This window comes from Streptomyces sp. NBC_01314 (genome assembly GCF_041435215.1).
Classification (GTDB): domain Bacteria; phylum Actinomycetota; class Actinomycetes; order Streptomycetales; family Streptomycetaceae; genus Streptomyces.
Genome location: NZ_CP108394.1, coordinates 3,351,934 through 3,366,642 on the forward strand (window position 1 = coordinate 3,351,934; position 14,709 = coordinate 3,366,642).

At 69.2% G+C, this 14,709-nt stretch carries 6 protein-coding genes and 1 tRNA gene; 1 reads left to right on the forward strand and 6 read right to left on the reverse strand.

The annotated features are described in order from the left end of the window. Positions 1–3 precede the first annotated feature (3 nt). The 4 genes from OG622_RS14720 to OG622_RS14735 all read right to left on the reverse strand — a co-directional run bounded on the left by OG622_RS14720 (position 4) and on the right by OG622_RS14735 (position 10,586). Positions 4–867: a helix-turn-helix domain-containing protein gene (locus OG622_RS14720; protein WP_371576483.1), complete on the reverse strand. Its 864-nt coding sequence runs from the start codon at positions 865–867 to the stop codon at positions 4–6. A 323-nt stretch (positions 868–1,190) separates the two neighbouring features. Further along, positions 1,191–3,926, reverse strand: a complete 2,736-nt coding sequence (locus OG622_RS14725) for a DNA translocase FtsK (protein ID WP_371576485.1) — start codon at positions 3,924–3,926, stop codon at positions 1,191–1,193. Between the two features lie 183 nt (positions 3,927–4,109). Beyond that, positions 4,110–4,793: a two-component system response regulator gene (locus OG622_RS14730; RefSeq protein WP_371576487.1), complete on the reverse strand. Its 684-nt coding sequence runs from the start codon at positions 4,791–4,793 to the stop codon at positions 4,110–4,112. 297 nt (positions 4,794–5,090) lie between these two features. Further along, complete coding sequence (locus OG622_RS14735) at positions 5,091–10,586, reverse strand: HAMP domain-containing protein (protein ID WP_371576489.1); 5,496 nt, start codon at positions 10,584–10,586, stop codon at positions 5,091–5,093. Positions 10,587–10,992: 406 nt separating this feature from the next. Here OG622_RS14735 and OG622_RS14740 point away from each other — a divergent pair, with 406 nt between their 5' ends. Next, positions 10,993–13,737, forward strand: coding sequence for a SpoIIE family protein phosphatase (locus OG622_RS14740; protein ID WP_371576491.1), 2,745 nt, complete (start codon positions 10,993–10,995; stop codon positions 13,735–13,737). Between the two features lie 49 nt (positions 13,738–13,786). On the opposite strand, the gene OG622_RS14745 is transcribed toward OG622_RS14740, so the two are convergent. Both OG622_RS14745 and OG622_RS14750 read right to left on the reverse strand, forming a co-directional pair. Beyond that, positions 13,787–13,859, reverse strand: a tRNA-Thr gene (locus OG622_RS14745). Positions 13,860–13,989: 130 nt separating this feature from the next. Then, a complete protein-coding gene (locus tag OG622_RS14750; RefSeq protein ID WP_371584095.1) occupies positions 13,990–14,652 on the reverse strand; it encodes a DegT/DnrJ/EryC1/StrS family aminotransferase in 663 nt (220 codons plus the stop codon). Between the last annotated feature and the right edge of the window lie 57 nt (positions 14,653–14,709).

A 14,709-nucleotide genomic window follows, 5' to 3' on the forward strand; every position in this document is an offset into this window, starting at 1 on the left:
GGGTCAGCCGACCTCGGGATCGCCCTTCGTGTACGTCAGGCGTTCGACCTGGCCGGGCTGGAAGTCGTCCTTGATCTTCTTGCCGTTGACGTAGAGCTGGATGGCCCCGGCGTCGCCGAGCACGAGGTCGATCTTGGAGCCGTCCTGGAAGGTCCTGGACTCGCCCTGCTTGAGCAGACCGTCCCACAGGAGTCGGCCGTTGTGGTCCTTGGCGGAGATCCAGCTACGGCCGTCCGAGGCGCTGACCTGCACGGTCACCTTGTCGCGGGGCGCGGCCGCGATGGCGCTGTCGGTCGGGTCGGGCTTCGGGTCGGCGTCGGGCTTGCCGGTCTTGGGCGTGGGAGACGCGGGCCTGCTGGTGGTCGGCGTGGAGCCCTCGGCGACCTGCGTGGTGTCGCCGTCGCCCCCGCCGTCGAACGCGGTGAAACCGACGAAGCCGATCACCGCGACGATCGCGGCGACCATGGCGGCGGTCCAGTTGGGGCCGCGCCGCTCGGGACGGATCCGCTCCGCCTCGAACAGTGGGGCCGCCGGGGTCGGCGCGGGCCGTCCCCCGTGTGCCTCGTCGTACTGTTCGAGCAGCGGGACGGGATCGATGCGCACCGCGCGCGCGATGGTGCGGAGGTGACCGCGCGCGTAGACGTCGCCACCGCAGGTGGCGAAGTCGTCCTGCTCGATCGCGTGCACGATGGCGATGCGGACCCGGGTGGCGTTGCTGACGTCGTCGACGGTCAGCCCGGCCGCGATGCGCGCCTGCTGGAGGGCACGGCCGATCGAGGGGCGTTCCGCCAAGCGTTCGTCAAGGTCGTCTTCGAACGGACGCTCGTCTTCGGGGAAGTTGCCGTCAGGGGAATTGCCGATGGACACGGGGGCGCCTTTCGAGCGTGTAGCCACCTGTGCTGGGGGTTCAGTCTAGGGGGGGTACGAAAGGGTGGGGCAACCGGGCGGTGGGACTTTGTACGCCATCAGAATGGCCGGACATCCTGCTGGTGGTGAGAGTGGGGCATGAAGTTGTCCCCTCGTCCAACTTGACCTACGACGAAGGGAAACGGTTGCTCACTATTTCCTTACGGGTGGGTCACGTTCGCATACCCGGAAGTCGTAATTGCATCCGCGTTCCGCCCGCCGGACAACCAATTTTCCCCCGGCGTGCGCCTCTGTCGCGCCCTTCCGTGATTCCGCCGCGGCCCTTACGCCCCAGTCTCCCCCCGGATCACGGCCAGCACGCCGTCCAGTTCGTCGGGTTTGACAAGAACGTCACGCGCCTTGGAGCCCTCGCTCGGCCCCACGATGCCCCGGGACTCCATGAGGTCCATGAGCCGCCCGGCCTTGGCGAAGCCGACGCGCAGCTTGCGCTGGAGCATGGAGGTCGAACCGAACTGTGTGGAGACGACCAGTTCGGCCGCCTGGCACAGCAGGTCGAGGTCGTCGCCGATCTCCTCGTCGATCTCCTTCTTCTGCTTGCTGCCCACGGTGACGTCGTCCCGGAAGACGGGCGCCATCTGGTCCTTGCAGTGCTGGACGATCGCCGCGACCTCGCCCTCGGTCACGAACGCGCCCTGCATGCGGGTCGGCTTGTTCGCCCCCATCGGCAGGAACAGCCCGTCGCCCTTGCCGATCAGTTTCTCGGCGCCCGGCTGGTCGAGGATGACGCGCGAGTCGGCGAGCGAGGAGGTGGCGAAGGCGAGCCGCGAGGGCACGTTCGCCTTGATCAGACCGGTGACGACGTCCACGGACGGCCGCTGCGTGGCGAGCACCAGGTGGATGCCGGCCGCGCGCGCGAGCTGCGTGATGCGCACGATCGCGTCCTCGACGTCCCGCGGCGCGACCATCATCAGGTCGGCCAGCTCGTCCACGATCACCAGCAGATACGGGTACGGGGACAGCTCGCGCTCACTGCCCTCGGGCAGCTTGACCTTGCCGTTCCTGATGGCCTCGTTGAAGTCGTCGATGTGCCGGTAGCCGAACGCGGCCAGGTCGTCGTAGCGCAGGTCCATCTCGCGCACGACCCACTGGAGCGCCTCGGCGGCCCGCTTGGGGTTGGTGATGATCGGCGTGATGAGGTGCGGGATGCCCTCGTACGCGGTCAGTTCGACGCGCTTGGGGTCGACGAGGACCATACGGACGTCCTCGGGGGTCGCCCGGACCATGACCGAGGTGATCAGGCAGTTGATGCAGGACGATTTGCCCGAGCCGGTCGCACCCGCGACGAGCACATGCGGCATCTTCGCCAGATTGGCCATCACATAGCCGCCCTCGACGTCCTTGCCGAGCGCCACCAGCATCGGATGGTCGTCCTCGGCCGCGTCCGCGAGGCGCAGGACGTCGCCGAGGTTGACCATCTCGCGGTCGGTGTTGGGGATCTCGATGCCGACGGCCGACTTGCCGGGGATGGGGCTGATGATCCGTACGTCCGGGCTGGCGACGGCGTAGGCGATGTTCTTGGTCAGCGCGGTGATCCGCTCGACCTTGACCGCCGGGCCCAGCTCGACCTCGTAGCGGGTGACCGTCGGCCCGCGGGTGAAGCCGGTGACGGAGGCGTCGACCTTGAACTCGGAGAACACGTTCGAGAGGGAGGCCACTATGGCGTCGTTGGCCGCGCTGCGCGTCTTGCCGGGGCCGCCCCGCTCCAGGAGGTCGAGCGAGGGCAGGGAGTAGGTGATGTCGCCGGAGAGCTGTAGCTGTTCGGCCCGCGGCGGCAGCTCGCGGGGCGCGTCCGGAGCCTGCTTGGTCAGGTCCGGCACCAGGGCGTCCTGCCTGGCGCCCTTGGGGGGCTTGGCGGCCGAGGGCTCCTGCTTGGGCGTCTTGCTGCGCGCGGCCGGGACGGGGGTGGTCTCCTCCCGGTCCCCCACGCTCACCCCCTGGGTGAGGTCGGCGACCACCGGCGAGGGCGGCATCCCGTGCAGCACGGCCCCGTCGAGCGCGGCAGCGGCGGCCGCGGCGACGTCCACGGCGTCCATCGGCCGGTTCGGGTCGGGCTGCCGCACCGCGGAGCGCCTCGGGCGGCGCCTGGTGAGGGCCTCCTGCTCGGCGCCGTCGGGGTCGTACGGCTCGGGGGCGGAGCCGCGCCTGCGGGGGCGCGCGGGCAGCGCGTCGCGCCACTGCTCGTCGTAGCGGGAGTCGTCCTCGCCGTACTCCTCGTCGTCATCGTCGTCCGCGACGATGCCCAGCTTCTGCCCGAGCAGCCGCAGCCGCTGCGGGATCGCGTTGACCGGCGTGGCCGTGACGACGAGCAGCCCGAAGACCGTGAGCAGCACAAGCATCGCCACGGCGAGGGCCTCGCCCATGGTGTACGTCAGCGGGGTGGCCGTGCCCCAGCCGATGAGCCCCCCGGCGTCTCTTATCGCCTGCATGCCGGCGCTGCGGGCGGGCGAGCCGCACGCGAGGTGGACCTGGCCGAGGATGCCGATGACGAGTGCGGACAGGCCGATGACGATGCGGCCGTTGGCTTCGGGCTTCTCGGGATGCCGGATGAACCGTACGGCGATGACGGCGAGCAGTATCGGAACGAGCAGGTCGAGCCGGCCGAAGGCGCCGGTCACGAGCATCTCGACGAGATCGCCGACCGGCCCGCGCAGGTTGGACCAGGTGCCGGCGGCCACGATCAGGGCGAGGGCGAGCAACAGGAGCGCGACGCCGTCCTTGCGGTGCGCCGGGTCGAGACCCTTCGCGCCCTGCCCTATGCCACGGAAGACGGCGCCGACGGCGTGCGCGACACCGAGCCAGATGGCGCGTACGAGTCTGTACACGCCTCCGGTGGGATTGGGCGCCGGCTTCGGAGGGGCCGTCTTCTTCGCCGTCGCCTTCTTGGCAGGCGCCTTCCGGGCGGCGGCTTTCTTCGCGGGGGCCTTCTTCGCCGGAGCCTTCGTCGGAGCGGCCGCCTTCTTCGCGGGCGGCTTCTTCGCTGCGGACTGACGTGAGGCCATGGGGGTGAGGTTACCGGTGGAGACCACAGCCGACACGTGTGCCTACTGCTTCACCCGTTCGTGTCGCGCACTCGAAGCCCCGAAGCTGACATGGCCTGACAGGCCCTCAGCCCCCACAGCCGCATCACAACTGAGCGCGGGACCGGGCCACTTGTGTGACCCCGCCCGCGCTCCGGAACGTGCTCAGTTCTGCGACGGCACCGACGAGGGGCCGCCCGTGCCCGGCTCCAACGCGTCCAGCGCCCTGCGCAGGCCCGTCAGTTTGCGTTCGAGATGGGCCGCTGTGGCCACCGCGGCGGCATCCGCCGAGTCGTCGTCGAGTTGCTTGGACAGCGCCTCCGCCTGCTCCTCGACGGCCGCGAGCCGCGCGGAGAGCTCGGCGAGGATGCCGCCGGAGGGCTCCTTGGAACCGCCCGCCGCGCCCTTACCGCCGCCCTCCAACTGGAGTCGCAGCAGCGCCGCCTGCTCCCTGAGCTGGCAGTTCTTCATGTACAGCTCGACGAACACCGAAACCTTGGCGCGCAGCACCCAGGGATCGAACGGCTTCGAGATGTAGTCGACCGCACCCGCCGCGTACCCACGGAACGTGTGGTGCGGTCCGTGGTTGATGGCCGTGAGGAAAATAATCGGGATGTCCCGGGTCCGCTCGCGCCGCTTGATGTGCGCGGCCGTTTCGAACCCGTCCATTCCCGGCATCTGGACGTCCAGCAGAATAACCGCGAAGTCGTCCGTCAACAGCGCCTTGAGCGCTTCCTCCCCGGACGATGCCCGCACCAGTGTCTGATCGAGCGCGGAGAGGATGGCCTCCAGCGCCAACAGATTCTCCGGCCGGTCATCGACCAGGAGGATCTTGGCCTTCTGCACCATGGCCCGTCCTCCTCGCCCCGGCTTGGGGCCTCCCCTGTCCGCAGGACTCGACGTGACACCACTCGGCGTCACCCCAGGGGACGACTCCCTCGCGCCACCCGTCCTTGTGCCGGTCATCGTAGCCGCACCCCGCCCGTCGCCACACCCTGTCACCGTGATGTCACTGTGCTCGTAGCAGAAACGCGGCAGGGGACCAGAAGGTTCCCCGAATCCCGCGTTTCTACACGACCCCGGCCACACTCAGTCAGCAACTCGGCGCAACCTCCAACGCGTTGTGACCACACGCGGCCCTTCCTGTCACTCACTTCGCATCCACTGCTCCATGACCGACAGCAGATGATCCGGATCGACCGGCTTCGTCACATAGTCGGAGGCTCCCGAGTCGATCGCCTTCTCCCGGTCGCCCTTCATCGCCTTGGCCGTCAGGGCGATGATCGGCAGTCCGGCGAACTGGGGCATCCGGCGGATCGCCGTGGTCGTCGCGTATCCGTCCATCTCGGGCATCATGATGTCCATCAGGACGACCGTCACGTCGTCGTGCTGTTCCAGGACCTCGATGCCCTCACGGCCGTTCTCGGCGTACAGCACGGACAGACCGTGCTGCTCCAGGACGCTGGTGAGCGCGAAGACGTTGCGGATGTCGTCGTCGACGATGAGTACCTTCTCGCCGTCGAAGCGGATCGTCCGGCGCGGCTGCGCCGCCTCCTGCGCGACCTGCTGCGCCCAGTGCTCCTGGGCCTGCCCGTTGCCCTGCTGGTACAGGTCCGACGGGGAACCCGCCGGCATGGACCTGCGACGCCGCCGGAAGAGCGCGGCGGCCCCGTTCTGCGTCTCGCGGTACGACTTCACCTCGGCCGGCGTCTCGGTGCGCTCGGCAAGCTCGTGCTCGGACGCCAGCAGCTCCCCCGCCTCCAGCGCGGCGGGCGCGCTGTTCGCGTAGCCCTGCGGGGGCAGTTCGCTCGGGTGCAGCGGCAAATACAGGGTGAAGGTGGAGCCGCGTCCCGGCTCGCTCTGCGCGTAAATCTCGCCGCCCAGCAGCCGGGCGATCTCCCGCGAGATGGACAGCCCCAGGCCCGTCCCGCCGTACTTGCGGCTCGTGGTGCCGTCCGCCTGCTTGAACGCCTCGAAGATGACCCGCATCTTGCTGGCCGCGATGCCGATGCCCGTGTCCGTCACCGAGAACGCGATCATGGGGGCGTCCGCGTCCCGCAGCGAGCCCGCCTCCAGCAGTTGCTCCTTGATGGCCACCGGCACATCCGCGCCGGCCGGCCGGATGACCAGCTCCACGGCCCCCGAGTCGGTGAACTTCACCGCGTTGGACAACAGGTTCCGCAGCACCTGCAACAGCCGCTGTTCGTCGGTGTGCAGAGTGGCGGGCAGCTCCGGCGAGACCCGTACGGAGAAGTCGAGGCCCTTCTCCGCGGTCAGCGGCCGGAAGGTGGCCTCCACGTAGTCGACGAGCTGGACGAGGGCGATACGGGTCGGCGAGACGTCCATCTTGCCCGCCTCGACCTTCGACAGGTCCAGGATGTCGTTGATCAGCTGAAGCAGGTCGGAGCCCGCTCCGTGGATCGTCTCGGAGAACTCGACCTGCTTGGGCGTCAGGTTCGACTCGGCGTTGTCGGCGAGCAGCTTGGCGAGGATCAGCAGCGAGTTGAGCGGGGTGCGCAGCTCGTGCGACATGTTCGCCAGGAACTCGCTCTTGTAGCGCATGGAGACCGCGAGCTGCTCGGCGCGCTCCTCCAGGACCTGGCGTGCCTCCTCGATCTCGGTGTTCTTGACCTCGATGTCGCGGTTCTGCCGGGCCAGCAGCTCGGCCTTCTCCTCCAGCTCGGCGTTGGACGCCTGCAGTGCCTTCTGCCGGTTCTCCAACTCGTCGGACCGCTCACGCAGTTGCTCGGTCAGCTCCTGCGACTGCTTCAGCAGCACCTCGGTCTTGGTGTTCACGGAGATGGTGTTGACGCTCGTCGCGATCATCTCCGCGATCTGGTTCAGGAAGTCCTTCTGAATCTGCGTGAACGGCGTGAACGACGCCAGCTCGATCACGCCGAGCACGGTCCCCTCGAAGAGCACCGGAAGCACGATGACCTGTGCCGGGGGCGCCTCGCCCAGCCCGGAGGAGATCTTCAGATAGCCGCTCGGCGCGTTCTCCACCAGGATCGTGCGCTTCTCCTTCGCGGCCGTCCCCACCAGCGCCTCACCGGGCCGGAACGACGTCGGCATGGAGCCCATGGAGTAGCCGTACGAGCCGAGCATGCGCAGCTCGTACTGCTCGTCGTTGTCCGGGGCCAGGTCCTTGCCGTCCAGGAACGGCAGCGCGAGGAAGAACGCCCCGTGCTGCGCCGACACCACCGGCGTCAGCTCGCTCATGATCAGCGAGGCCACGTCGTCGAGGTCCCGGCGGCCCTGCATCAGGGCGGAGATCCGGGCGAGGTTGCCCTTGAGCCAGTCCTGCTCCTGGTTGGCGATCGTGGTGTCGCGCAGGTTGGCGATCATCTTGTTGATGTAGTCCTGCAGTTCCTTGATCTCGCCGGACGCGTCGACGTCGATCTTGAGGTTCAGGTCGCCCCGGGTCACCGCGGTGGCCACGCGCGCGATGGCGCGCACCTGCCGGGTCAGGTTCCCTGCCATCTCGTTCACCGACTCGGTGAGGTCCCGCCAGGTGCCGTCGACGTCCCGCACCCTCGCCAGACCGCCCAGCTGGCCCTCGGTGCCCACCTCGCGGGCCACCCGGGTGACCTCCTCGGCGAAGGACGACAACTGGTCGACCATCGTGTTGATGGTGGTCTTGAGCTCCAGGATCTCGCCGCGCGCGTCGATGTCGATCTTCTTGGTCAGGTCGCCCTTGGCGATGGCCGTCGTGACCATCGCGATGTTGCGGACCTGTCCGGTGAGGTTGGACGCCATCGAGTTCACGGACTCGGTGAGGTCCTTCCACGTGCCCGCCACACCCGGTACGTGCGCCTGGCCGCCCAGGATGCCGTCCGTGCCCACCTCGCGGGCCACCTTGGTGACCTGGTCGGCGAACGAACTCAGCGTCTTCACCATGCTGTTGAAGGTGTCCGCGAGCTCCGCGACCTCACCACGCGCCTCGATCGTCACCGTACGGGTCAGGTCGCCGTTGGCGACGGCCGCCGCGACCTGCGAGATGTTCCGCACCTGCATGGTGAGGTTCTTGGCCATCAGGTTGACGTTGCCGCTGAGGTCCTTCCAGATGCCGGTGATGCCCGGCACGTGCGCCTGGCCGCCCAGGATGCCCTCGGTGCCCACCTCGCGGGCCACCCGGGTCACCTGCTCGGCGAAGGACGACAACTGGTCGACCATCGTGTTGACGGTGGTGACGAGTTCGAGGATCTCGCCCTTGGCGTCGACGGTGATCTTCTTCGACAGGTCGCCCTTGGCGACGGCGGTCGTGACCTCGGCGATCTGACGCACCTGGATCGTCAGGTTGTTCGCCATGAAGTTCACCGACTGCGTGAGGTCCTTCCAGGTGCCGGAGACGCCCTGCACCTCGGCCTGACCGCCGAGCTGGCCCTCCGTGCCCACCTCGCGGGCGACCCTGGTGACCTCCTCCGCGAACGACGACAGCTGGTCCACCATCGTGTTCAGCGTGTTCTTCAGCTCCAGGATCTCGCCGCGCGCGTCCACGGTGATCTTCTGGGACAGGTCGCCGCGGGCCACCGCCGTGGCGACCTGCGCGATGTTGCGGACCTGGCCGGTCAGGTTGCCGGCCATGCCGTTCACGGACTCGGTGAGATCGCGCCACACACCGGCGACACCGGGCACCTGCGCCTGACCGCCGAGGCGGCCCTCCGTGCCCACGTCCCGGGCGACCCGGGTCACCTGGTCGGCGAACGACGACAGCTGGTCGACCATCGTGTTGATGGTGTTCTTCAGCTCCAGGATCTCGCCGCGCGCGTCGACGTCGATCTTCTGGGACAGGTCGCCCCGCGCCACGGCCGTCGTCACCTGCGCGATGTTGCGCACCTGCGAGGTGAGGTTGCCGGCCATCGAGTTGACGGAGTCGGTGAGTTCCTTCCACGTACCGGACACGCCGTCCACGCGGGCCTGACCGCCGAGGCGGCCCTCCGTGCCCACGTCCCGGGCCATCCGCGTCACTTGGTCGGCGAACGACGACAGCTGGTCCACCATCGTGTTCACGGTGTTCTTCAGTTCGAGCATCTCGCCCGCGACATCGACGGTGACCTTCTGCGAGAGGTCGCCGTTGGCCACGGCCGTCGTCACCGCCGCGATGTTCCTCACCTGTCCGGTGAGATTCCGGAACGCGGTGTTGACGGAGTCCGTCAGGTCCTTCCACGTACCGGCCGCGCCCGGCACCTGCGCCTGACCACCCAGCCGACCCTCGGCACCGACCTCGTTGGCCACCCGCGTGACCTCGGCACCGAAGTACGACAGCTGGTCGACCATCCCGTTGACGGTGTTCTTCAGCTCCAGCATCTCGCCGGCCACGTCCACGGTGACCTTCTGCGAGAGGTCGCCGTTGGCGACCGCGGTGGTCACCGCCGCGATGTCCCGCACCTGGATCGTGAGATTCCGGAAGACCGTGTTCACCGAATCGGTGAGGTCCTTCCACGTTCCCGCCGCGCCCGGCACCTGCGCCTGACCACCCAGCCGACCCTCGGCACCGACCTCGTTGGCCACCCGCGTGACCTCGTCGGCGAAGATCCGCAGCGTCTCGGTCATCTGGTTGATGGTCTCGGCGAGCTTGGCGACCTCACCGCGTGCGGGCACGGTGACCTTCTGCGACAGGTCGCCGTTGGCGACCGCCGTGGTGACCTGGGCGATCCCCCGCACCTGCGCGGTGAGATTGCCGGCCATGGTGTTCACCGAATCGGTGAGTTCCTTCCACACACCCGCCACGCCCGGCACCTCGGCCTGACCGCCCAGCTGCCCGTCGGTGCCCACCTCACGCGCGACTCGGGTCACCTCCGAGGAGAACGCGGAGAGCTGGTCGACCATCGTGTTGACGGTCTCCTTCAGCTCCAGCATCTCGCCGGCCACATGAACCGTGACCTTCCGTGACAAGTCGCCCTTCGCGACCGCGGTCGTCACCAGCGCGATGTCCCTCACCTGTGCGGTGAGCCGGTGCGCCATGGTGTTGACGGACTCCGTCAGGTCCTTCCAGGAACCGGACATGCCACGCACCTTGGCCTGCCCGCCCAGCTTGCCCTCGGTGCCCACCTCGCTGGCCACCCGGGTGACCTCGTCGGTGAAGGTCGACAGCTGGTCGACCAGGTTGTTGACCGTACGGCCGACCTTCAGGAACTCCCCGCGCAGCGGATGCCCGGTCCCGTCCGGCCCTTGCGACCGCAGCTCCATGCGCGGCGACAGATCGCCGTCCGCGACGGCCGACAGCACCCGGCTGACCTCGGAGACAGGCCGTACGAGGTCGTCGACCAGTGCGTTCGAGGCGTCGATCGCGGCCGCCCACGACCCCTCGGTGGCACCCGTCTCCAGCCGCTCGGTGAGCTTCCCCTCACGCCCCACCACACGCCGCACCCGCGACAACTCACCGGTCAGATGCAGGTTCCGGTCCGCCACCTCGTTGTACACGGCGGTGATCTCGGCCATCACCCCGTCGCCCGAGACGGTCAGCCGCTTGCGGAAATTACCGTCCCGCATCGCCTCCAGCGCCGTCAGCAGCCGGTTCAGGGCAGCCGTGTCCACCGTGGTGGTCCCATTGCGCGGTTTACGTGATTTGTGCTGATCGCTCAGGGACTGTCCGCCTTTCGCGCGCGCCTTAGTGCCCCGCGTCGCTGCGCCAGACTCCACTGTGTCCCTCCCGCAAGGGTCGGCCGTTCCTGCTGGACGTACTTCGCCGCATTCGAACGCTTCGTACTGCTCACACTGTTCGTACCACTCGTACTGCTTCGTACTCGGATACTTCTGCTCAACGGGCCGGGTGCCACTCCCCGACGCACCGGGAAGGTACTCGGGCTCGCCCGACCTTCTCCTTGAAGCCTGCCCAGTGTTTCACCATGGCTGAACCAGGCCATAACAGTTCGGCAGCTTCGCACACGGTCCGCACACCTCCGGACGGAAACACAGACGACCGGCATCCGCATGGACGGCGAAGGTAAGTAACCTTGCATGCGGCTGTCCAGCCATGCCGGACCCGTCCGGCCTGGGCGGTGGCGCACGAGCACGAGCGGGCAGGCATCGGAGGGGCGGCCGCACCATGACCACCGGACTGCATCCCGGGGAAACCCCCCAGGAACCCAGGCCGACGGAGAATCAGCCTCTGCCACGGCAGGAGGCCGTCCCAGGATCCCCGCACGTCGAGAACCGGACAAGGAGTTCTGTGATCACCGCGCGCGCGGCCGCCAGTTTCACTGCCGTCTCACGATCCGTCGCGACCGCCCGCTCGTTCGTCCGCGACACCCTCCAGGGCTGGGGCTTCGCCGACATCGTCGACGACGCGGTGGTCCTCACCAGCGAACTCGTCACCAACGCGGTCGTCCACGCGGGCACCTCCGCCGACGTCCTGTGTCTGCGGGCCGACGACAACGTACGCATCGAGGTCGCCGACAGATATCCCGAGCGTGAGATCCCCCTCCAGGGCAGCCACATCAACATGGGCAGCCCGGACCGCGAGGGCGGCCGCGGTCTCCAGCTGTGCGCGGCGATGGCCTCCCGCTGGGGCGTCGAGTACACGTCCACCCACAAGCAGGTCTGGTTCCAACTCGACCTCCCCGACCGCCCGGTGGGTACCCGCTCGGCCGGCCCGGCCCTCCCCGCCGACCTGCTCCCGCTCGCCGACGGCCGGGTCCGCGTCGCGGTCGTCCAGATCGACCGCGTGGGCGCGATCGGCGCCTGGAACGAGGATGCCGAGGAACTCTTCGGGTACGCCCCCGACCAGGTCATCGGCAAGCCCCTCACCGACCTCGCCGCCTGGCCGCACACCCCCGGCACCAGCACCGGCGTCGTCGAGGCCCTGCAACTCTCCCGCTGGGAGGGCAGTTACGGCATCCGCGGCGCCAACGGCCGCGTGACCCCGGTCTACGCCTCCCACCTCCGGGTCCGCGACACGGCCGGCGACCCCTCCACGGTCTGCCTTCTCGTCCGGGACGACGAGCGCGCCGTCCTCCAGACGCCGATCCGCATGCCGGCCGGTGACGGCTCCGGCTCCGGCGAGGGCCAGGCAGCGGACCCCTTCGAGGTCTTCATCGGCTCGCCCGCCCCGGACGACCTCGACGGCCTGCTCCAGCGCACGGTCGAGCGCGCCCGCGACATGCTCGACGGCGACTCCGCCTTCCTGCTCCTCGCGACCGACGACGAGACGGAGCTGGAGGTACGGGCCTCCACGGGCCTCCCGTCGGCCCGCCAGCGCTTCGCCCGCGTCCCGGTGGACGCCGGCCCCGGCCGCTACGGCTCGGCCCGTATGCCCGCCGTCCACGACGATCTCATGGCCGTCCCCGGCGCCGTCCCCCTCCTCAACGGCACGGGCATGCGCTCGGTCGTCACGGTCCCCCTCAAGGTCGAGGGACGCCTCACGGGCTCCCTGGGCGTCGCCGCCGAGTCCCAGGGCCGGTACTCCAACGAGGAGGCGCTGCGCCTCCAGTTCGCCGCCGACCGCATCGCCCTGGCCGTCGAGTCGGCCCGTCTGGGCGAGCTGGAGCGTCTGCGCCGCGGCTCGTTGAGCTTCCTGGTGGAAGCCTCCGACCTCCTGGCCGGCACCCTGGACCGCGACCAGACCCTGGCCCTCATGGCCCAGATGACGATCCCGACCCTCGCCACCTGGTGCGCCGTCTACACGATCGCCGACCAGGCCTCGGACCCGTACCTCAGTTACGTCCTGCACGAGGACGAGGACCTCATCGACGGCCTCAAGGCCCTCCTCTCCAAGATCCGCCCGCCGGAGCCCATCCCCACCCCGGGCGCCCGCGTCTGGACGGCTCCCGCCGAGGCGGCCCACCAGGCGGCTCTGCGCACCTCCATGCGCAGCCTGGGCCTCGGCGAGCCCGCCACGGTGAGCTCGGGCATCGGCACGACGCTGGCGACGGCCTCGGCTGTGGGCGGCGAGACCGTCGTCCTCCCGCTCGTGGCCCGCAACCGCGTCATCGGCATGCTGACCCTCGGCAAGCCCACGGACGAACACTTCCGCCAGGAGATCCTGGAGTTGGCGGAGGACCTCTCCCGCCGGGCGGCCCTGGCCCTGGACAACGCCCGCCTGTACTCGGAGCGCGTGGCCATCAGCCAGTCCCTCCAGCGCAGCCTCCTACCGCCCGAGCTTCCGCAGATCGACGGCGTCGAGGTCGAGGTCATCTACCGCGCGGCCGGCGAGGGCAACGAGGTCGGCGGCGACTTCTACGACCTCTTCCCCATCCGCGACGGCGCGTACGGCTTCGCCATCGGCGACGTCTGCGGCACCGGCCCTGAGGCCGCCGCGGTCACCGGCCTGGCCCGACACGCCCTGCGCCTGCTGGCCCGCGAGGGCTACGGCGGCCCGGCGGTCCTGGAGCGCCTCAACTCCGCGATCATCGACGAGGGCGCCCGCAGCCGCTTCCTGACGCTCCTGTACGGCGAGTTGTGGCCCCAGGAGGACGGCAGCGCCGTACTGAAGGTCGTCTGCGCCGGCCACCCGCTCCCGCTGCGCCTGCGCCAGGACGGCACGGTCGAGCCCGCCGCCGAACCACAGGCGCTCCTCGGCGTCATGGAGGATCTGGAGCTGTACGAGCAGACGGTCACCCTCGACCCCGGCGACGTCCTCCTGTGCGTCACCGACGGCGTCACCGAACGCCGTGAAGGCACCCGCATGTTGGGCGACGACGGCCTCACCGAGGTTCTCACCGCCTGCACGGGCCTCACGGCGGGCGCGGTCGCGGCCCGCGTCATGCGCGCGGTCGAACGCTTCGCCTCCGACGCCCCCTCCGACGACATGGCCATCCTGGCGATGCGTGTCCCGGGCCTCCAGAGGGACTGACTCCGGATACGACAAAGGCCCCGCCCAATCGGGCGGGGCCTTTTGACTGAGCCCCCAAACGGAATCGAACCGTTGACCTTCTCCTTACCATGGAGACGCTCTACCGACTGAGCTATGGGGGCCTGTCACCTGTTCGAGGTCTCCCTCGCGGCAACGAGATAGATCATACCCCCAACCGGCAGCCGCTTCGAACCAACCAGCGCACGACCCAAGGGTCCACGCGCCCCCGAGTTGCCGCGCGCATCCGAAGAACTAGAAGGCCGGCTGCAGCAACCCGCCGAGCGCATTACAGGTGGACACCAGCCGCTGCAGTTCCCGCCGCGACATCTCGCCGCCGATGGGCAGCGCCAGTGTCTCGTCGGCGGCACGCTCGGTCTCGGGCAGACACACGTCCCGCCGGAAGCCGGGCATCCGGTGCACCGGTGTCTTCACCGGCACCCCGCACTCGACTCCCTTGGCCCGTACGGCCCGCGCGAAGGCGTCCCGGTCGGGCCGCCCGTTTCCGGGCACCCGCACGACGTACTGCTGGAAGGTGTGCCCGTCGCACCCTTCGGGGGTCCGTACGCCCTTCAGCTTCGCACTGAGGTACGCGGCCTGCCGCCGACGCTCCCCCAGCTCGCTGTACGGCGTCTCCGACTCCCCCTGCTCCAGCAGCAACAGCCCATGCCGCTGCCCGACTTGACGCAGCGACGCGACGTCGGCCGAACGGCCGAAGCGGTGGACGACGACCGCTGCCACCGTCCGCGGCGTCACAGCGGCCTCGACAGCCGAAGCATCCAGGCAGTACGTCACCGGGTCTATGTCGGCGAACACCGGCACAGCCCCTGCCAGGCTCACCGCCTGAGCGACCTCCGGGTTCCCGAACGCCGGCACGACCACTTCGTCACCGACGCCGACACCCGCGGCTCTGAGCATTCCAACGGTACCCATGGCGCGGATCCTGGTCGCGCAATGTGAACTGCAAGTGACGCC